Below are 20604 nucleotides of genomic sequence, written 5' to 3' on the forward strand. Positions count from 1 at the left end.
GCTAATCATTTTATTGATTAGCATTTTTTATCATTTTGATTTAAATATTTTTTAAAATTATTTTTTAAATAAATTTATTAAAGTTAGATATATATCATCTAAATCATAACCCAGAATACCCGCATCATTTTTTATAAGATCATAACCACAATCTTTAGCCATTTTGTAAATTTGGTCACAAGTAACTTTCTTATTTTTGTCTTTACCATAAATGATTTCTAATGTATCATAATTATCTAAATAATCAATAGCAAGTCAAGAAACAACAGTGCTATAAAAAAGCTCTTTACCTTTTTTTGATAATTTATTAAAGTTTCTATAAAGAATTTCAAACAAGCGAGTAGAATCAAACTTTGTATCGAAATTCAAAAACTCTTCATTTATAATTTTATATTCGTTTGATATTTTATCTGTTCTTTTTATTATTCGAAAAGTTTCTAGTACATCTAAGTATTGTCTGATTGCTGAAAGACTAACTATTCGCATTTTCTTATCGGTTGGCGTAATTTTAATTTCATTACATACTAGACTATATTGATTGTCTGTATACTTTTCTACTTTTATGAAAGGTATGCGTTTACTTGATTCTATAGATGTAAAATGCAAATAAGTCTTATCTATAATTGTTGTTATCTTAGTTTTGACGTTTCAAAATTTATAATCCTCTTTATCTTTAAATAAGTTAAGAATTCTTTGTACTTTATTCAATTTCATAAATATCATTAACCAATATCTTAGCTAACTTTGCACTTCGATCATCTATCATTTTAAAATCAAAGTGGTCAATATCAACTAAGCTTTCGTTTTTATTTGTGAAAGGTATTTTAGCTAACCTTGAATCACTTGCAATATAATTATTAACTTTTATTTTAAAGGGCGAGTTACTTAATTCTGAATTATTTTTAGAATCCAACAACAAAAGATTACCAATTCTATTTAAAAATGCAGCGTGCTTATCTTTTAATTCTTGTCTGTTAAGGTTTTCTTTTTCGTTTAACATTTCTCACCACTCCTGATTTGGAGTTTTAGGCATGATATGTTCTACTGTAGATACTTTGAATATAACTTCTTGACAAGCTTTTGTACTTAAATTTAATCAGTAATTTTCTAATCTTTTTAAAAATATTACTTTCATGTAATTATTTTGTACATCCCTATTTTTTAATGAATCAATCGCAACGTCTTTTGAAGGCAACTTATTTTCCAACGGTATTAGTAGATTTTCATTTTCTTTAGTTATTTTTGTTTTTCCTGCAAATCATTCTTGTAAATGTTGAGGTAAATCTTGTTTGAAGTTAGAATAATTTTCAAAAAGTTTTAAATATCTTACCAATTTTATCATAACAGCGCCTTTTAATGATTGACCTGTACCTTTAACTTGCAATAACATAATAAATCATCTCTCAATTTGGAACAAACATTTTTCAAGAAGTTGCTCATTAAATAGATGTAGTTTTCGTTCAGCAGAGCTTCAAGAATTGTCAGAAAAAACATCAAATAAATAGAATAAACATATTGAGAAGTCTTTTTCGTCTATGTTGGAAAGAGTTGTTCTAAACTTATAAAACTCACTTGTAATATTTTCATAATCTTTAACTAATTTCACATTTTTATAAATATAAAAATAACGACCTATCTCACTGCAAATAGAAGCGTACTTATCAAAAGTAATATTTTTTTCATTGTAAAACTTTTTAAAAGCTTTTAATAAACTTTTTTTATTTTGCTTTAAATCAATGTTTGTTGTACCTTTAAGCGCAATCTTATACGTCAAAAAATTGTAAAAGAAAGCCTCATATTTTTTATTTTGTTCATCTTCTTTACCTTTAAACTTGGGAACTAAGCTCAAGTTAAAATACTTGTTGTACTCATCTACAACTCTTTTTGAATTTTCCTTAAATAATTTTTGATCGACCATATTATAAATATAATTTTTCAACATATCAAAGGTATCTAAATCTTTTCCTTTCGAATTAAGATTCTCGAACACTTCCATTTCGTTTATATCATCATCATTAAACCTTATACAAGAGACAATAAAATTATTTGCATAATAATTATATATATCCAAATTTTTTTCTATGGTATAGTTTTTAAACACACTGTAAAAATACTCATAATTTGTTATAACTTGACTTCGTGTGAGTAGCTTCAAATCATTTTTAAACTTGGATGCAATATTATATCCTGTAAGAACCTTATATAAACTGTATATATTATTTTCTGATGTAGAAGTACTATTCTCATATTTAATTTTTATTAAGGCATCTGAATGTAAATCATTTATTTTGTAATCAAATAAGTCTGTTAACTCTGTTGGAATGGATTCAGAAAAATCATCCAGCTCTTTTTGTTTATCTTTAATAACATCGAATATAGCTTTAAAAAGTATTAATGAAGTTGTTACACGTTGTTGACCATCCCATTAATCTTACTTCTTTTGTAAAGTTACCAACTTGGCTAGGAAACATTCTACATGCCATTGTTCCAAAATATATTTGTTCGTTTGAATCTTTTTTATCAAATAACTGCTCAATTAGTTCTTCACACTCTTCGGTAGTTCATCGGTAGTCCCGTTGATAAGTAGGTATGAAAAAACGAATCTTGTTATTTAAAACGAAATCTCCAATAGATAATTTCTCTGTCATTATTTGATTATTCTCATAATCAAAATCTTTTTTGTCTTTTAAATTCTTCGCCAGTTTGCAAGTATTATAATAAATATCATCATCACAATCCGGTAAGTTTATTTTTGTGTCTTCAAAACTATAAATAATAAAATGTAAAATCTTACGTAAAGTTAAAATGAAATTTACCTTTGAGGTAAATGATAATTGATATTCAACATAAGATAAATCATTATGATGCACACCTTCACTTCTTATAGAGTTTAATAATTTTGAAAGACGCTAAAATATTTGATGGTAAGGCATCACTTTTTTTGAGTTTATAAAATAAGTTAAAATTATTTATTAACTCTCCTAATGTTTTTTTTATTCTTTCTTCTTCATTCATCACTTGTTTTAAAAGTTTTTCTAACAATTTAGCTGAATCTACTTGTAAAGTATATTTGTCATCACTTAAAAGACTATCTTCTATAATAGATAATTTTTCATAAACTCATTTGTATTTATGATAGTCTTTCAAAAATTCAAAGTTTTTACTAATCATTTTTAGAATCTCCTCTTTTTTTAATTATTTTGTTAAAAATTGCTACTAAGACATTCACAACTATGGAATTTCCAGCCTGCCTATACAGAACTTCTTTTTTTAAAAAATCATTTTGAAAAATTTTATCTACATCAGCTTCGTGAAAACCCATTAGCAGGTACGCCTCTCTTGGTGTTATAAATCTATACCGCGCTTTTTTTCCTCCACCTAATTTTGTATTTTTCAGATCTATGTTTCCTGCATTAGGGTGCCGGTCTTGTTTAGTTGTTATTGTGCTACAATGAGTTAAATAATATTTATTATCCACTTCATAATATTTATACTTAGCTTGTTGCTCGCGAGAGTTTTTTTTTGTTTTTCTAAGTGTAAATAATAATCTATTGTCATCATACATGCGTTTTCTACTAACGGTCCTGTTTGGTATTGCTTTTAGAGCTTCATTTTTATCATTAACATTATCGTAATCAATATGTAAAAGTTCATTTAACTTACGTGAAATATTAATCTCACTTGATATATCTTTTGGTTTATTTTTTTCCGTTATGTATCCATTTTTTTTAAATGTATCATGAAAAACACCATCATCGGCATCCCTTACACTTAGAGCATAAACTCTTTCCCGAGATTGAGGGACACCATACTCTAAGGAATTTAAAACGTAAGTTTGTGTTTTATATCCAAGACTAGATAAAAACTCAAGTCATTCTTCATAATCTTTTCTATGTCTTTTAGAAATCATATTTTTCACATTTTCTAGTAATAAATATTTTGGTAGTTTTTTTATATAATCAAGTTCAATTAATAATCTTTCTATTTCTCACAATAATCCACTTCGTGTATTTGAACCCTTGGCCATACCTTGGTTAAATCCGTGGAAACTACCAGCAACACTAAGATCTTGACACGGGAAGGAATAAGTTAACATTTGAAATTCATCAATGTTCTTTATCAAATCTTCGCCTTTAATTTTTGTAATGCTGCCTTGATTTTTAGAATTAACAATAGAACTATAAAGAAGTTCTTTTACATTTCTTTGTAACCCAATAACGTTTTTTGGTGACATAGGTTTTTTAGAATCCCTTGAGTGTTCAAACTTCAGAAGAAACTCATCTAATTCATCTTCACTCAAATTCTTAGCTATATTTTTATTGTTATGATGAATTGCGTTATAACTAATGTTTGCTCAAATATCTCATTCACTAGTTCCAGCAATTTCAAATTGATAATCATCTTTTAAATATTCTTTTAAAATGGAGATGGCTTTGTGTTGTGCGCCAATTCCTGCAAATGTTTCAAATACTCTTATTTTATTCATAAAAAAAATTACTCTATCTAGAAAGAGATTGCGATCTCTTATGAGAGTAATTATAGTTTTTTTTTTTTTTTTTGCAAGAGGTTAGCAATTGAAATTGCTTTTTTTATTTAATTTCCAAAGTATATTGAACTTTAATTATTAGTTTTCCATCTTTTAATATTTGTACTTGCTTACTGTTATGGACTTTATCAACTATACCTACTAATTGCTTTAAGTCTTCTTTTAATTCTGCTAAATCTTTTGATTGATATATAACAAAGGTTTTGAAATTTTTTGTATCTTCCATCTCTAACTGATTTTTTTGTTTCATATTTTCATTTGTGGTTCAACCGTTTGGTGACTCCCAATATAAAAATTTATTTTTATAGTCGTAGCTATTTCTATGACCATCTTTAGTTAACGCTGTCTCAGAACTACAATCAATTAGCAACTCGTTGTTAAGACATCTTACAATACCTTTATTTTGTGTATCAGATGTAAAAGATTGCATATTAACCATTTTTCCTAGCAATGCTTTTGCTTGATTAACATTTAAATATATATTTTTGAATGATTCAATACTTTCATCGACAATGTTGTTTAATAAACTTTTATCATTTTTTAGCTTATATTTTATTAAATATGTAAGTTCTCTTATAAAAGCCTTATTATCATCTTCAAAAATACTTTCTAAAGCTTTTTGAACATCGTTATAAAGAGGATTAGATTTGTTTATGCTATAAAAATAACTGTTTAAAAATAGAAAGTTTATTCTACTATTTGAAACAAACTTTTTATTTTCAAGAATGTAATAAAAACCTTCCAAGACTTCTCTTAAATTTATATAAGAGAACTTTTTGAATATTGTTAGACGGTTACGATTTTCTTTAAAGAAAGATCTCATTTTGTAAAAGCTTATTATATTGATACCATAATCATTAAAGAACGACTCGTAGTCTTCGAAAATTCCAGTAACATAACTTTCCATAATCTCATGATATAGATTATTGGACTCAAATGTTTTTAACTTTGAGATCAAGTCTTGCTTAATATATTCGTCCATTATAATTCTTGTGTTTCCTGGTAAGTAAGTATCTATATAATTAAATTTCTTAACAATTTCTTGTAAGTTTAAATTTTTAGTAAGTACTTGTATAGGAATCAATGGGTTAAATCTCTTGTTTACCTTCATATCAATATTATTAACAAAGTCATAAACTCTAAGTTTTTTATCCAAATGTTTTCTCAAACCCCTACCTAGTTGTTGTAAGTATAATATTTTTGATGTTGTTGGTCTTAGAAAAAATACACAATTCACTTCTGGAACATCAAAACCTTCGTTTAACATATCTCTAACACACAAATAATTTACTCTTCCTTCTCTAAAATCGGATATAACTTCTTTTGGAGGTTTTTTCATTTTCTTACTTTCAGAAACCAGTAGCGCACTTTTTTCTCCATGTTCTTTCAAATATATGTCTAAAGTTTCCGCTTGCTCAACACTTTCACAAAACATTATGGCTCTAATATGAGAATTATTTTGACCAAGATGCTCCATGATTGTTTTGTAAATAAAATCATTTCTTTTATTAGAACTTAAGGTTTTTAAGTATTCACCTTCACGTTTTAAAATATCAAATCCACTAAGATCAATAGAATTATCTTTGATGAAATAATAATCTACATCACAAAGAAAATCTTTTTCTAATGAATCGTATAATCTGATATCTACCAAGGGTTCATCCCCAAAGTATTTCAATACATTTATACCATCAGTTCTTTCAGGTGTTGCTGTAAGACCAAATACGAAATTATCTTCTTTCACTACAGCATTGTAAATATTTAAGAAAGTGGTTGCCTCTAAGTGATGAGCTTCGTCAAATACAACGATATCAAAATAAGTATCTTTAAATTGTTCTATTTTATTATTACCTGTATAGTTAGTAGTAAATATTACTTTTTCTTTCTTGATATTTAAATTTGGATTAATGCCATCGTATAAATCAACACCAAAGTCGTCTATGTTTAATATATTACGGAAGGTTTCTTTTGCTTGTTTCAATATTTCTGTTGATGGTGCTATATATAATAAGGACGGTTCATTGTTATTGGATCACTTTTGCAAAATTCCATAAATAAAAGCTAAGGTTGCTGTTTTACCTGTTCCTGTCGCCATAATTAATAAGTGTTTTTTTATACCACTTAATAGCTTTTTCTCAAAATTAACAAGAATTTCTTTTTGATAATCATATGGTTTATAGTCTTTTTGAAGTTTATTCACTCTATCTAAATATTCAATAGGTAAATTATCGTACATTAAGTTTTTTATGGTAGTTATTTTTTCTTTCTCTAAAATATCGATAAATAAATTATCTTCAAATAAGTTGTCGAAGTCATTTATTGCTTGTTTGATAATTTCTTTTTCTCTAAATTCACTAATCTTAACACTATATTCTTTACCTGTTACAAAACCTGTTTTGGTAAAGTTGCTACTTCCAATGTAAAGAGAAGAAAATCCACTATCTCTTTCAAATAAATAAGACTTGATGTGTAATCTATTTACATTTTCGCTAAAAAGATTTTCTATTTTCACTCTAATACGACTAGGATAATCTTCTACTAATTTTTGCAAGCCTTCAATATCCAAAAAATTAGATTCTCCATTGTAAGTAGTTGTAATAATTTTTATCATAACGCTTTCATCAGTTTCTTTAATTATTTCTCTTAGTTCTGTTACACTTCATTTTGTTAGGAAAGGACAAATAATTTTGATTCTATCACAAGAAAAAAACTCTTGATGCATTTCTTTATCAAGATTTCTCGTTATTATTTTATTTTGACTTAAATTATGAATATAAAATTTTTTTTCAAGATTCTTTCTGTTAGCAACTAATTCAGACAATTTATCATTTTTTAAAAAATTATTCAAATAATTTATTTTATCTGCTTTCTCTTGAAATTGTTTTAATTTTTCTTTAAGAAAACGTGAGAACTGATTAATTAATCATTCATCGTCAACATCCTCTAATATATCAAGTTCGTCTTCCTTAAAAGCATCCGCTTCTAATCTTGTTAATAAAAGTTCATAAATTCCATTGTTAAAATTACTCATTTTGGTTAACCTCATTTTCAGTTTAACAGAATTTTTACTTATTTTTTACCTATGATTGTGATTGTTTTGAGATTGAGAATTCTTTTATTATTATAATTTTTGATTACCTCAATATCTGTAAAGCCTATATTACTTAGCATTTCTTCAAATTCTTTAACACCATATCATCGTAATTTCATTAATTGTGTTTCACAAAGATTTTGGTCAACATAGTATTTAATTTCATTGATTGTATACTGTTCATATCAATTGATCTCTTTAGAGTAATTCTCTACAACCACATGATCATTATTCAATTTATGTTCCATCGAATGTTTAGCACCTGCTTTAAAGTCTATTGGGAAAATTAAATCTATTGCCAAAGTACCCCCCGATTTAAGGTTACTGTAAAAGTTTTTCAAGACTATATTTGCCTTTTCTCTATTTTCTAACAAACAAAAACTAGCATTCGGCATAATAATAAATTCAAAAAAATTGTTCTCGACATAATTTTCAAGGGTTGTATGAATAATACTAGCATTTAAACCCGCCCTATTCATATTTTGTTTACAGATTTCAATCATTTCCAAAGACTTATCTACTCCTATAACATTGAGTTTGTATCTTAATAATGGTATTAAAAGTCTTCCATTGCCAACACCCGCTTCTAATATATAACCTTCTACTGGCAACAATAAATTTTTATAGAACTCCAAATCACCATCAACACTAGTTCCAGGTGGTTTAGTTTCATTATAAAGAATACAACTGTATTTAGAATATTTATTTTCCATAATTTATCTCCAATTTAATAATTATACAATAAACAAATTTTATAATATTTTAAATAGATTGATGATAAAAAAACTTACCGTAAGGTAAGTTTAGATTAAATTTATATCTTTCAAATAAACAATCATTCTAGAACTAATTTCTTGACTGGCAATATCAAGAATTTCTTTGAACTGCTGTTCATTTGTTTTGTTAGTGAATTTATCACTAACTATTTTAAACGAAAAAATGGGTTTTTTAAACAAGTACGCGGCCTGGCAAAGAGCAGCATACTCCATATCTACAACATCAATTTGGTCTTTTATAGGAACTATAAATGATTCTTTTTTTTCAAGGCTGTTAATGAATATGTCACTAGAGGCAATATTACATATTTTTATATCTTTATTTGTTTTAAGAAATTGGTCTATCAGATTCAAATCTGAGGAAAAGAATTTTGGCATTTGAGGAATTTGACCGTAATTATATCCAAACCCAGTAGCATTGGCAGTGCTAAAGTAAGTTTTCTTTATAACTAGACATTCTAATGACTTATATTCATCATTAACAGATCCAACAAGCCCACAATTGATGTAAAAATTTATTTTATAATTAGTTTCTAAAAATGTTAGACAACTAGAGGCATTTACTAAACCAATACCACTAATTGCAATCAAAATATTATCCTTTTGAAAGACTTTAAAGGGCCAACTTGATATTTGTTTTGCTTCACAATCGTTTAATAACGATTGCGCTTCTTCTTTCATTGCAAAAATTATACAAACATTCATTATTTAACACCTTTTACTCAATATGAATAAGCTTCTTTTAACCTAGTCCCGATGGAATCCATCCCATGCTTTCAAACAGCAACTTCAAATTGATTTTTCAACAACTCTATAAATCCCGTTTTCAAGTCAGAATAAACTAATGCGCGATATTTATCGACGTCCTTATATTTTCTTTCCGAAGAGATTTTATCAGCACAAAATACTATCATATCCAAGGTTGACATTTTTTTATCACCAACCGTATGTTTAAATATTGCACTAAATATATCTTCGTCATCCATAAGTCAATCGTTTTTAATATGGATTGCACCAGCAAATGAGTGTCATACAGGTTTAGGTTCTTTTAGCAAAGTCTTATCAAAAGAACTTAATGCATTTATCATTGCTTCATCACTTCATTGTTTTGCAATATCATGAAGTGTACCCGCAATCAAAGCCTTGTTCAAATCATAGTTATTCAGGTTAGCTAACATTAAAGCTTCTCTTCCAACATTTAATGAGTGAAAATATCTTTCTTCATCAACTTTAGATTCAAGTCTTTCATACAAATACATTAATTTTGAATTGACATAATCATTCACTTCTTTAATTTGTAAATGTAAATCTTCTAAATTTCTAATTTTTGTGGAACTAAGAAAATTATTTTCAAATTCGAAAGTTTCAATATTATATTTTTTGATAACATCTTTGTTAAAAATTTTATTTCTTAAAAAAACTTTAAAATCTATCTCTTTAATCAATTTTTCAAAATGATCTCATTTTTCAAAATTATCCAATTGGTCAGAACCCATTATAAATGAAAATTTATAATCAGGAAACTCCTTTTTGTAATAACGTACCGTATCATATGTATAACTTTTTGTAGATTTTCTAATTTCAAAAGTTTTAATTTGTACAAAGTCAAGACTCTTGGTAGCTAATTTAAGCATCTCAAGTCTTTGTTTTACACTTGAACTAGACAAAACCTTAAAAGGATTTACATATGCAGGTATAATTCAAACTTCATCAAATCCTAAATACGAGTGACAAGTTTTTACAATATTGACATGATCAGTATGAACTGGGTCAAAACTTCCACCGAATAAAGCTATTTTTTTCATTCTCATTAATCTTCTAATAAAGTTGAAAGATACAATCCAACCCCATTATCTTCAATAGATTTTAAGATAGTTTTAGCTGTATTTTTAAGTGCAGGGACAGCATTGTCGACAGCGCATCCAAACTTGGATTGCCTTGTCATTTCAATATCGTTGTTATTATCTCCAATTGTATGGATCAGCTCAACATCAACCCCAACTAAATCTGCTCATTTCTTTAAACCAGTTGCCTTATTGATATTTGAATTCATCGCATCAATAAGTATTCTATTATTCATTAAAGTTATGGGGTGATTTAAACCAAGGTTTGATAATAGATTATTAGTATTTTCAACTATTTTTCCATTTCCTTCCTGAGGAAACGAGAACAAAAATTTAACAGGTTTATGGATATTTTTCATGACTGCTTCTTTCATGTCTTCAAGACTATCAGTAAAAACAATTTTTGGCTTCATATGATTGTCGATATCTGCATAAGCTTTTTTAAAATAATTAGCTCTTTCAGAGAATGTCAAGGCAATCATAGCAGATGAAGTATAGAAAGCTAAGTCAAGTTGATTTTCAATAGAGAAATCTATTAATTTAACACTTATCTCGGTATTTATTACATCTTCAAATATAACATTGCCAGTTGTGGGGTCTGTTATTACTGCACCATTGCAACCAATTACTGGTAACTTGACCTCTAATTCTTTAGCATACATTTTAGTTGTTTCAAACGATCTTCCAGTTACAATAAAGAACCTAGAACCGCTATTTTGCTGATAATTTAATATATCATTTATTGTAGATTCTAAGATCTTGAAATCTTCATTTCTAACAATTGTACCGTCTAGGTCACAAGCTATAAAAGGCATCGCCATAATAAATATCTCTCCTATAATTTTTTGATTTCTAAACTTATTTTAGCATTAAATAAAGTTTGTCCTTATACTATATTTAAAAAATATTTTAAGTTTTTTGTGTTGAAAATAAATTTCATTTGTTTTATGGTAAAGAAAAATCAATAACTTTTTAAAAAAAAATGAAAAATTATTGCAACTCATTAAAATATTTGTTATTCTTATTTTGTCAATTTAGACAACTTATGGATAAACAACTGTTAATGATAAGCTCTTTCGCATCACTTTCGAGCCTCATTATAAGGTTGTTGATAGTTTTATTTATAACATCCTTTCTTTCGACTTGACTTATAATCACTTTCCATAAGTTTACGAGTTATTATAAGTCTTATTCATTACTCATTCATATTTTTTAATTATTAACAAATCAACTATATATAAATGTATGTACTACATTTTACATAATAAAAAAAAGACGTTTCGAACGTCTTTTTTTGTTTCTAAATATTATTATCAGGATTGTTTTCATTGTTTTTAACATTGTCATTTCAATAATTAACAAACGCTTGATATATTGAATCAGATTTATAAATATTAAGTCATACTTCAAGTTTTGTAGATGATAAATCGTATAAGTCATTATACCATCATTGTGAATAATCTAATGTATCGACTTTTTTACCATAGGTATCCAATGTACCAACCATAAGTCTAAGGTTAAATGGTTGTAAATTTTCTAGTCCAGCCTCATGTATAAAATCTCTTGAATCAGAGTTACCGTTTTTATCAACGTCTACAATGTGGAATGGCAATTCATTTCCACTCTTATTAGAGATAAGTTTTGCAAATGCTTCATCATCATTAGATTTTCCATTTATAGGACTTGACGGATTTGAATGGTTGGTTAATTCACCAAAGACAAGATTACTAGCTGATAAATTATAATTGGTAATATTCTCATGTGTTTTCGAACTTGTATCGAAAATCTGTATTAATCTTTCTTTTGATGTTTTATTTATAACACCCAAAAGATTCTTAATTCTTCAATCAGAATCATCAGCATTATCACCTAATCATTGTTTTAAGTAACCTGCATCTTTAAACCATGATGGATTTTTTACATTATTATCATCAACTTCGCTTAGATTAAATGGTTCAATAACATTCACTTCACTATCTTTATAATCGTCTATTAATGTTTGATTATTCATGTTGCTTTTTTTATTAAACGTTTTTAGTAATGTTTCAAATCTTGGTTTAGTAAATACATTTTTAAACCCAAGATCAGAAATAAAATCATCTTTAAATGGAGTTTTATTTTCGTCTGACAAATAAGTGAAGTCTGGTCGATCACTTTCTGCAATTGGTTTATTGTAATATATTACTTTAAATTGATAACTACCATTTAGACCAAAATCTTCGTAATTTTCTGGTTTAAGTAGCGGAATATCATTACCATTATTGAATGAATTACTTGAGAAATCATAGTTTCTTTTATACATTTCTGTTGTTATATTTTTTTCAGCAAAATCAACTTCTGTCTTAGAAACATCATTGTCATTTTTACTAAATTTGATAATTTTAAGTAGATTTTCATATACAGTATTTGCTTCAGATTCAGAAAGACCACCATCCTTAGAAAAGTCAGTAGATAAATCTTTATCTTTTTTATTGATGAAGTCCTCGATTATATTATTAATAGTATTATAGTCATCAGAATTGATATATTCTGAATCACGCACTCTTTTTGCCTTTGTTATTATCGAGTTTCAATACATTGTAATTAATGAGTTAGAATATACCAACTGTTCTTCCTTAAAGTCTCGTTTCCTTCTTAATAAAAGTTCTTTAAATAAGACAGCATAAATTTGATTTTTTATTCTTATTTGAATGTGATCTGCATTCATATTATCGCTTATAAATATTGGGTCATTTAATAAATATTTTTCGATTGCTTTTTTTATCTCATCTTTAGCATTTTTAAGCGATTCATTAACGATATCACCTTGTAATATAGAGTTGTTTACAAAATCTGTTGCAGATGGAGTATAAATTAATGAACCACTAGGGAGTGTAGTTTTATTCGGATCATAAATGTCTGTCAAATTTATAAGTTCAGATGAGTTAACAAATCCTTGATATATAAAACCACGTTTTTTTGTTTGATCACTTGTAGATGAAGCAATCGGTAAAAATGCACTAGATCCATCAATTTTGTTATTTTCGTCTGGTCAAACTGCATCAGGATTAGAATTTTCTAGATTTACTGTTCCGTCATCATTAACTCCTACTTTTTGGTTGATGTTTATACGAGCATATACAGGATTATTTATTCCTACTCAACCTGTTAAGTCTTCATTCAAAAATGTTACAGATATACTTCATTGGTCATTATTTTCCATTCATCCACTTGCATTTTTTGCAAATGCACTTTTTTCGTTATCTACATCGTAAAGTTGATTAAAACCTCAATTTAAATTTTGTCACTGTAATTTTTGAACAATTCAACCTAATCCCGGTACTTTTGCTGCAATTTCTGACAATAACATATTAGACATAACAAAAGAGCGAAGACTTTCGATCATCGCTGTTGCTGTGGGATTATTTTTTATTACTTCAGTTAATTTAAGAGCTTCAACTAATTTTCATATTTCTTCAGTTGAGATATTTCCACCTAATTTTACATTATTTTCGGTTAATGAGCTTTTTTTCAAACTAGTTAATGAAGTAATTTTTTCTTGTTCACTTGTAATAACATTCATTCTGCCTGTTCTTCCACAAGATACTACAGTTAAAAGAGAAGCGCTAGATATAGAAATTGAACCTAGTAACATTATCAGTTTATTCATGTATTTAACAACTCCTTTTTATTAACAATATTATATCTTAAATGTTTAATTTTAGATTGATATTGGTGTTATTTATTAAGACTAGTTATTCTTTTTTTTATTTTTATTTTGTATTCTAGCTTCTATTTTGTTTATTTTCAGGTCTCTTTTTTTACTTTTTCATTCACGATATTTTTCAAGCCATTTCCCTAATATTGCACTTATTTTTATTTGTATTCATTTTAAAATCATCCCTAATGCTCAAAAAACCACTATTGAAGTAAATAAACAACCAACACCATAATATAAAAATGCAGCAATTCCAGCAGTTCTTATTTTAAAATCATCACTAAACGCACCACTTATTGCTTTATAGGTATGGTGAGGTAATAACCCTCCCCCATTCATTAGTGAGATCAATCCTGGAATTAATATAAAAACGCTTCCTATTATAGCGAAATGAATGAACTTGCTCCATTTCATATATTTAACTTTCGGGGTGTTTATAAACTTTTCGCTTAACTTCTCATTAATATATCAGTTTGCAGAAATAAAATATAGAAAAGGTATTATAGCAATCGAAGGAAATAAACCTAAAACAGTTGCAGCAAAAATAAATCCTTGACTAGAATGTGGTTCTGAACGAGAATCCAACAACAAAGAATGAACACCACGAGATCAATAAAAAAAACCAGAGTTTATATGAGGAACAACAATAGTAAGTGAAAGCATTATTAATTGAAATAGAAATAAGACAACAAGTGTGAATGATAACCAAAATATTTTATAAAGACTCTTGTAAGGTTTTAATCTTGTATTAAAATCTATTATTTTCTTCATAACTTTCTCCAATCAATATAAGTATATTTTAAAGGATTTTTTTACATTTAATAAAATAAACACTAAAATATCTACATATTTCTTATAAAATAATTTTAGCGAGGTATACAAATGAACGTAATTAAAGTAACCCCAAGAGGTTTTTGTTTAGGAGTAGTTAAATCTATCAAAATGGCAAAAGATGCGTTAAAAATGTACCCAGATAAAAAAGTATATATGATAGGTTTGTTAGTGCATAATAAAATAATAGTTAATGAACTTAGCGAATTAGGTATCATAGCAATAGATGACTGAAAAATTCCTAGAGAAGAAATAATAAGAAATATACCATCAGGTAGTGTGGTTGTATTTTCAGCGCATGGTACAAATGCAAAGGTTATAAAATTAGCAGAAGATTTAGGATTAATCACGATAGATACTAAATGTGAATGAGTTTTAGAAACCGAAATTTTAATTAATGAATATTTAGGTAAAGGTTACGATGTAATCTTTATTGGTAAACATAATCACCCTGAAACAATTGCTTTAACAAGTATAAATAAAGAAAAAGTTCATTTAGTAACAACCGTTGAAGAAGTTAAAAATCTCAACATAGAAAATGAAAATATATTTGTTACAAATCAAACCACTTTGTCAATAATAGATACAGAAGAAATCTATAAAGCAATTAAAAGTAAGTATGATAAATGTCTTTATAAAAATGATATATGTGAGGCAACATTAGTTAGACAACAAGCTGTCTTAGATTTAGATTCTAATTTGGTTGACCTTTTATATGTTGTTGGAGATGAAAGAAGTAACAATACTCTCAAACTTGTTGAGTTGGGTTTGAGTAAAGGAATAAAAACTTTACGAATAGACACAAAAAATAATATAGATTTAGATGACTTAAAAAATATTAAAACAGTAGCAGTCACAGCTGGTGCATCTACATCTAGTATAATCCAAAATCAAGTTATTAAATTTTTAGAAGAGCTTTAGAAAGAAAAAAACCTATAAATATTAATTGGTACTAAAAGGGAATGCTTCTGGTTACCAATTTTTATTTTAGGTTTTTTTATTTTTTTAATAGATTATGAATGTATTTTTAATATCAAATGCACATATTTTTAAGTCATCATTAAATGTTTTAAGTAACTTGTTCTTAATATCGTCAATAAAATGATTTTCCATGTAATGACCAACAGTTATTAAATCAATATTATTTTGATCTGCATATAACCATTGATCTCATTTTGCTTCACCAGTTATAAATACTTCGTTCTCAAGCTCCAAATAACTCATGGTTGATGCTCCCGAACCAGTAGTTAAATAAAACTTTTTAACAAACTTGTCTAAGTCTATATTTTTTGTTAGATTTGCTTGTTTGCGGCCGAATATAAATTTCATTTTATCAACTAACTCTTTTAGAGTTACGTCATTTAATAGATTTATTTTATAACCTTCATTAGTTTCTCCAACTTTTTCGACTTTTTTGATATTAAACTGGGTAGACAATAATTCAATTATATTTTGACTAACACTACAGTCGTAGTTTGTATGAATAGAAAATACTTGAATTTCGTGTTCTATAAGTAGATTACGCATTCTACGTTTAGCTGGGTTTTTCATTTCTTCTTCAAGTGAGTTAAATAAAAATGGATGTCGAGATATTATAAAATTAGATTTAAGTTCAATAGCTTTCTCAATAACTTCTTTAGTAACATCTAAACAAACTACAACTGTATCTATTTCATCTTGACTTGGTAGATTGTAAACTTCTTCAATTTGAAAACCGACCTTGTCTCATTCAGCAGCAGTTACTTGTGGAAAAATGTCATTAAGATATTTTATTAGATTATTGACTTTAATTTTTGGCATTATTTATTAATCTCCTTCTTTAGCATTTTTTTTATGAAACGCTCTCTTTTTTTATATTGTTTATGTTTCTTTGTATGCTCTGGAATTTTATTAAGAAGTAAATGTAGTTTTTGTTCTTCTTTCATTCAACGCTCTAAAAAAAGTTTATTTTGTTTATCTTTTTTTAAAATTGGACCAAAAACTAAATCTTGTTTTGTTCTTATTTTTTGACCAGCGTATTTATTTACTTTCATTAGTTCATAAATAATATCATTATCCAAAACTATTACTTCTTTTTCTACGTAATATTTATTCTTCTTAACCCATTCTCTTATCGGTTCTAGATTAGTATTAGAAGAAATAATGTAACAATCGATGTTGTCATTATCATTTTTTAGTATATCTAAAATAGTTGAAGAACCTACCCCAGCAATAATACAAGAAGAGATTTTTATATTTCTTGATTTTGTTCAAGAAATTCCGTTTTCTAATAATGTTTCAACTTTGTCTGAAACATTAAAACTATCAATATTATTTTTAGCTACTTCTAGTGGTTTTTTTGCAATATCAGTAGCATATATTTTTTTGGCCTTATTTGCTTTTGCTAAATAAATAGATAAGTAAGCGTGATCAGTACCTATATCGGCTACAACTTCTCCATCAGAAACCAAGCTTGCTATAGTTAATAACCTGGGTCGTAAAAAATTCATATTAACCTTTAAAGAAATCTCTTAATACCTTCGCTTTTGGATTTGAAGCAGAAGGCTTAAACTTTCTAATAGTTTTAGCTTCAATTTGACGTATTCTCTCTCTTGTTACTTTAAGTTCCTTACCTACTTCTTCTAAAGTTTTTGGTGAATCATACTTAGATAAATGCAATTGAATCATCGGATGTCTATATCTTTGAATTTTTTCAATCGAAGTATCATAGTGTATATCTAAATCACTGATAGTTTCTTTTAGTTGTTCATAAGAGTCATCTTCGCACTCCTCTGCCAATCTAACCAAAGTTCTAAGTTTAGTTGGAAGAATTCCAAATCTCATTCTTATAACTTTTTCTTCCCTAGGTGCAAGCAGTTCTGCAAATACATCATCAATAACTTCTCTTAGTGCTTCTTTTTCTGCATAATCGTCAGGAGAAGAAATGTCTTTGTCTTCAACGAAGTCACCAAAATGAGTATCATCTTCATCACCGAATGGTTTTTCTAAACTAACTGGCTCTATTGATAACTTTTTAATTTCAACAACTTTTTGAGGTGTTATTCCTTTACCAAAGTTTTTTGCTATTTCCTTAGATGTTGGTTCGCGTCCTAACTCTTGAGTTAATTGTCTTTCGATTCTTGTTAATTTATTTATAGTTTCAACCATGTGAACTGGTATACGTATTGTTCTAGCTTGGTCAGCGATTGCTCTAGTTATAGCTTGACGAATTCATCAAGTTGCATAAGTAGAAAATTTGAAACCCTTTGTATAGTCAAATTTATCAACAGCTTTCATCAAACCAATATTACCTTCTTCAATAAGGTCGGCAAAATCTAAACCTCTATTCAAGTGTTTACGAGCTACAGAAATTACAAGCTTAAGGTTAGAAGTTATAAGTTTGTCTCTACCTTCTTTTCTGATTTCTGGATCATCATCTTCTAACATTTTCGCATATATAACTTCTTCATCTTTTGTCAAAATCTTAGATGAACCAATTTGATTAAAGTATGACTTTATGATATCTTGTATTTTTGTTTCATTACTGATACCACCAACCCTATATTTTACAGGACCGCTGTTTTGGTTTGCGCTTTTGATATCTTTTTGTTGTTTTTTTCTTTTTGCAAAACCTTCAGCTAAATCAGAAGCTGATTCACCATCTTCTTCTTCAAGGTTCGAAGTTAATTTTTCTAAATCCTCTTCTTCTATCAATTCATCGGTAAAAACTACATTTCTAGAAGCTAGTTCTTGAAACAATTCTCCAATTTCATCGTCATCTACATCTTTGAACTTTTTAAAGATGACTTCTTGTATTTCTTCTTGAGCAATTTCATTATCATTTTTTTCTAAATAACTAAAAAGATACTCCTTAAATTCCTCCATTGTTTCAAATTTCTTTAAATTTAATGCCATTGTTAATTTCCTCTCTTTTTTTCTACAACCTGTATTTGTTTTCTAATATTGTCAATTTGCAACATAAGGTCTTTCTTTAATTGATAATTGTTAGTTGATTTTAATTTATTGATATAATTTTCTTCTTCTAATTTTAAACGATAAATCTCGATTGTATCAAAAATATCTTCTATTGCTTTTTCCGATAACCTATTCTGAACTCAAGCAAAGTTCAAGTTATTTATATTATATAGAATTTCTTGAAATTTACGGCTTATTTGTGAAGCCGCGTTAGCAATTATTTCAAAATCATTACCATTGTATTTATTTTCTCGGTATTGTTCTATTATAAACTTAGCTATCGTTCGTAATGAACTGGATTCAAATAAATTTAATTTTTTTTCAATAACCTTAGCATTTTCATCACTTCTTAAAAGTTCTAAAATTATTGCCGACTCAGCTTTATTTTTTGCAGATTTAATCCTATTAAAATCCCGTTTATTTAAGTTATTATCAAAACTTTTTTTAGTAACTAAGTTTAGTGTTTTTTCTTGCAATTCATAATTTGGTATAAAAAATCCATTATCTTGTGTTTCATTACCAATAATATATGGAGGAATGAATTCCGCTTTTGGTTTCTCTTCCTTAACAAATATATTTGGAGTTGTCTTTGCTAAAGTTTTCTCTATAAGAGATTTATCTATATTTGTTAACTCAGAAATTTTATTGATGTTCTTAGCTGAAATAATTTCATTTTTTTCATATTGTAAAACATCAATAACGTTTTTAATAAAATTATCGACTTGTAATGTGTCATTCAAATCAGTTTCTTTAACAAAATAGTCAATTGCAAAGTCTACTGGATGTTTTGAATTAGCTATCATTTGATTAATTAAATTTACTTCACCTGCTGTAACTAATTCATCAGGGTCCTTAGATGTATCATTTTGAATTATTGTTACATTTAACCTCTTTGACATAAGAAACTTTGCGATTTTTAGCGCGGCCATAACTCCTGGTTTGTCACCATCTAAAAAGAGTTTTATGTTTTTAGTAACTTTTGTTATCAAATCTAGATGAAAGTTTGAGAAAGTTGTTCCCATGATTGCAATAGAGTTTTTTATATTAATTCTTTCTAAACTTATAACATCCATAAAACCTTCCAATATTAAAATCTCGTTTTTGATTCTAATCTCTTTTTTTGCATTTTCTAAATTATAAGCTAACTGAGATTTTTTAAATACATTGTTTTCACTACTGTTTTTATATTTAGGTGTATCATTTGGATCTACTACTCTTCCAGAAAAACCTATAATATTAGAATCTATATCTGTAATAGGGAAAATTATTCTATCTTTAAAAAACGGTACTTGATTAACTCCTTGAGTATAAATAAGTCCTGATATTTCTATTTCTTTTTTTGTGAAACCTTTGCCTTTAAGAAATGAATACAAATTTGAATTACCTGGGCAGTAACCAATCTTAAATTTTTCTATTTCTTGTGAAGATATATTTCTATTTGTAAGATAGTTACGAGCTTTTTTTGCTTCACTAGTAAGTAATAATCCATTAAAAAATTTAGCGGCTTCTTTATTCAAATCGAATAATCTTGATTCGAAAGAAGAGACTTTTGGTTTATCTTCTAAATTATTTAACCCCTCGATAACTATGTTTAAATCTTTTGCTAGTAAAGATAATGCCGTATAAAAACTTATATTATTAAATTCTTGTAAGAAAGTTATTGCATTGCCACCTGTGCCGCAAACAAAACATTTAAAGATTTTTTTCTCCTTAGATATCATTAAAGATGGAGATGAATCATCATGAAATGGACAAACAGCCCTGTAATCTCTACCTTTTTTTTGTAAATCTAAGTATTTACCAATCACTTCACTGATATCTGTTAATTGTATAATGTTGTCAATCTGTTGTTGTGAGATTTTCAT

Annotated in this window: 17 protein-coding genes; 1 reads left to right on the top strand and 16 read right to left on the bottom strand. The window is 27.2% G+C overall.

The features are described 5' to 3' along the window. Positions 1-57 precede the first annotated feature (57 nt). The 12 genes from AAHM92_RS03505 to AAHM92_RS03560 form a co-directional block, all read right to left on the bottom strand. A complete protein-coding gene (locus AAHM92_RS03505; RefSeq protein ID WP_500222017.1) occupies positions 58-714 on the bottom strand; it encodes a hypothetical protein in 657 nt (218 codons plus the stop codon). Continuing rightward, positions 701-2395 (bottom strand): GmrSD restriction endonuclease domain-containing protein, encoded by a 1695-nt coding sequence (locus AAHM92_RS03510; RefSeq protein ID WP_500223120.1) that lies wholly within the window; start codon positions 2393-2395, stop codon positions 701-703. The genes AAHM92_RS03505 and AAHM92_RS03510 overlap by 14 nt, the downstream gene beginning before the upstream one ends. Beyond that, positions 2382-2870, bottom strand: coding sequence for a GmrSD restriction endonuclease domain-containing protein (locus AAHM92_RS03515; RefSeq protein WP_500222019.1), 489 nt, complete (start codon positions 2868-2870; stop codon positions 2382-2384). Before AAHM92_RS03515 ends, AAHM92_RS03510 begins: the two co-directional genes overlap by 14 nt. Beyond that, entirely contained in the window at positions 2860-3171 is a 312-nt protein-coding gene (locus tag AAHM92_RS03520) for a hypothetical protein (protein ID WP_500222021.1), read from the bottom strand. The genes AAHM92_RS03515 and AAHM92_RS03520 overlap by 11 nt, the downstream gene beginning before the upstream one ends. After that, positions 3164-4486 (bottom strand): DNA (cytosine-5-)-methyltransferase, encoded by a 1323-nt coding sequence (dcm, locus tag AAHM92_RS03525; RefSeq protein ID WP_500222022.1) that lies wholly within the window; start codon positions 4484-4486, stop codon positions 3164-3166. Before dcm ends, AAHM92_RS03520 begins: the two co-directional genes overlap by 8 nt. A 103-nt stretch (positions 4487-4589) precedes the next feature. Beyond that, positions 4590-7577, bottom strand: a complete 2988-nt coding sequence (locus AAHM92_RS03530) for a DEAD/DEAH box helicase family protein (protein ID WP_500222024.1) — start codon at positions 7575-7577, stop codon at positions 4590-4592. 38 nt (positions 7578-7615) lie between these two features. Next, on the bottom strand, positions 7616-8350 hold the full coding sequence (locus tag AAHM92_RS03535; protein ID WP_500222026.1) for a class I SAM-dependent methyltransferase: 735 nt from the start codon (positions 8348-8350) through the stop codon (positions 7616-7618). A 90-nt stretch (positions 8351-8440) separates the two neighbouring features. Next, the gene (mtnN, locus tag AAHM92_RS03540; protein WP_500222027.1) at positions 8441-9118 is read right to left on the bottom strand and encodes a 5'-methylthioadenosine/S-adenosylhomocysteine nucleosidase; all 678 of its coding nucleotides are present in this window, start codon (positions 9116-9118) and stop codon (positions 8441-8443) included. After that, entirely contained in the window at positions 9118-10218 is a 1101-nt protein-coding gene (locus tag AAHM92_RS03545) for a nicotinate-nucleotide adenylyltransferase (protein WP_500222028.1), read from the bottom strand. Before AAHM92_RS03545 ends, mtnN begins: the two co-directional genes overlap by 1 nt. Before the next feature lie 5 nt (positions 10219-10223). Next, positions 10224-11078 (bottom strand): HAD-IIB family hydrolase, encoded by an 855-nt coding sequence (locus AAHM92_RS03550; protein WP_500222030.1) that lies wholly within the window; start codon positions 11076-11078, stop codon positions 10224-10226. 479 nt (positions 11079-11557) lie between these two features. Further along, on the bottom strand, positions 11558-13906 hold the full coding sequence (locus AAHM92_RS03555; RefSeq protein WP_500222031.1) for a hypothetical protein: 2349 nt from the start codon (positions 13904-13906) through the stop codon (positions 11558-11560). 81 nt (positions 13907-13987) lie between these two features. Continuing rightward, positions 13988-14725 carry a hypothetical protein gene (locus AAHM92_RS03560; protein WP_500222033.1) on the bottom strand — a complete coding sequence of 246 codons (738 nt, stop codon included), beginning with the start codon at positions 14723-14725 and terminating at the stop codon, positions 13988-13990. Between the two features lie 111 nt (positions 14726-14836). Between AAHM92_RS03560 and ispH the strand changes: the two genes are divergently transcribed. Next, positions 14837-15706, top strand: coding sequence for a 4-hydroxy-3-methylbut-2-enyl diphosphate reductase (ispH, locus tag AAHM92_RS03565; protein ID WP_500222035.1), 870 nt, complete (start codon positions 14837-14839; stop codon positions 15704-15706). Between the two features lie 84 nt (positions 15707-15790). Here ispH and AAHM92_RS03570 read toward each other — a convergent pair whose 3' ends face one another. From AAHM92_RS03570 to dnaG, 4 genes are read right to left on the bottom strand one after another with little or no spacing between them, the layout of a single operon-like run. Then, the gene (locus AAHM92_RS03570) at positions 15791-16585 is read right to left on the bottom strand and encodes a Nif3-like dinuclear metal center hexameric protein (protein ID WP_500222036.1); all 795 of its coding nucleotides are present in this window, start codon (positions 16583-16585) and stop codon (positions 15791-15793) included. Beyond that, positions 16585-17274 carry a tRNA (adenine(22)-N(1))-methyltransferase gene (locus AAHM92_RS03575; RefSeq protein ID WP_500222038.1) on the bottom strand — a complete coding sequence of 230 codons (690 nt, stop codon included), beginning with the start codon at positions 17272-17274 and terminating at the stop codon, positions 16585-16587. The genes AAHM92_RS03570 and AAHM92_RS03575 overlap by 1 nt, the downstream gene beginning before the upstream one ends. A 1-nt stretch (position 17275) precedes the next feature. Further along, positions 17276-18679, bottom strand: coding sequence for a sigma-70 family RNA polymerase sigma factor (locus AAHM92_RS03580; RefSeq protein ID WP_500222040.1), 1404 nt, complete (start codon positions 18677-18679; stop codon positions 17276-17278). A 2-nt stretch (positions 18680-18681) separates the two neighbouring features. Next, positions 18682-20604 (bottom strand): DNA primase, encoded by a 1923-nt coding sequence (gene dnaG, locus AAHM92_RS03585; protein WP_500222042.1) that lies wholly within the window; start codon positions 20602-20604, stop codon positions 18682-18684.

Source organism: Spiroplasma endosymbiont of Melanargia galathea, from assembly GCF_964031075.1.
GTDB lineage: Bacteria > Bacillota_I > Bacilli_A > Mycoplasmatales > Mycoplasmataceae > Spiroplasma_A > Spiroplasma_A apis.